Annotated in this window: 1 pseudogene; it reads left to right on the top strand. The window is 68.3% G+C overall.

What is annotated here, in order from left to right:
• Positions 1–122: 122 nt before the first annotated feature.
• Positions 123–653, top strand: a pseudogene (locus tag J6500_RS31595) (HD domain-containing protein); the annotation flags it as partial.

Genomic DNA, 653 nt, shown 5'->3' with positions numbered 1-653 from the left:
CTGGTCAGGCTCCCTCCCCCCTTGCGGGGGAGGGTTGGGGAGAGGGGTAAGCCCCGGGCTCCGGCGGAAGTCATCTCATCGCGCGCCGATAGTGCGCCCGCTCAAACGGGAGCGCCGTAGCCATGCTCCCCGCGATCCGTCTGATCTCCGAAGCTGCCGAGTTCGCTGCGCGCCGCCATAACGGCATGGCGCGCAAGGGGCGGGGTAACGAGCCCTATATCAACCACCTCGCCGAGGTCGCGAACCTGCTCGCGCAGGTGACCGATGGCGCCGATGCCGAGCTCGTTGCCGCGGGCTGAATTTCCGCGCCAGCTCGTCGTGCGTGGCCCCGGTGTCCTCGATGGTGTCGTGCAGCCAGCCCGCGCGTCGCCGACCTCGTGGCCGAATGCACCGACGACATGAGCTTGCCGAAGCCGGCGCGCCGGCAGAAGCAGATCGAGGACGCCCCGCACAAATCCCCGGACGCGAAGCTGATCAAGATCGCCGACAAGATCAGCAATACGCTGGCCCGCATCGTGCCGCAGCCGAGCGAGGACGAGCGCGACGATCTCGCGGACTATGTCGCGTGGGCCGAGAAGGTCGTCGCCGGTTGTCGCGGCGGCAATGCGGAGCTCGAGCGCAAGTTCAACGAGGCCGCCAGGCTTGCAAGGAGC

Origin of the sequence: Bradyrhizobium semiaridum, assembly GCF_020329505.1 — a bacterium.
In the GTDB taxonomy this organism is placed as follows: domain Bacteria; phylum Pseudomonadota; class Alphaproteobacteria; order Rhizobiales; family Xanthobacteraceae; genus Bradyrhizobium; species Bradyrhizobium semiaridum.
Note: the sequence above shows the minus strand (reverse complement) of the source record. Positions and strands in the feature narration are given on the sequence as shown.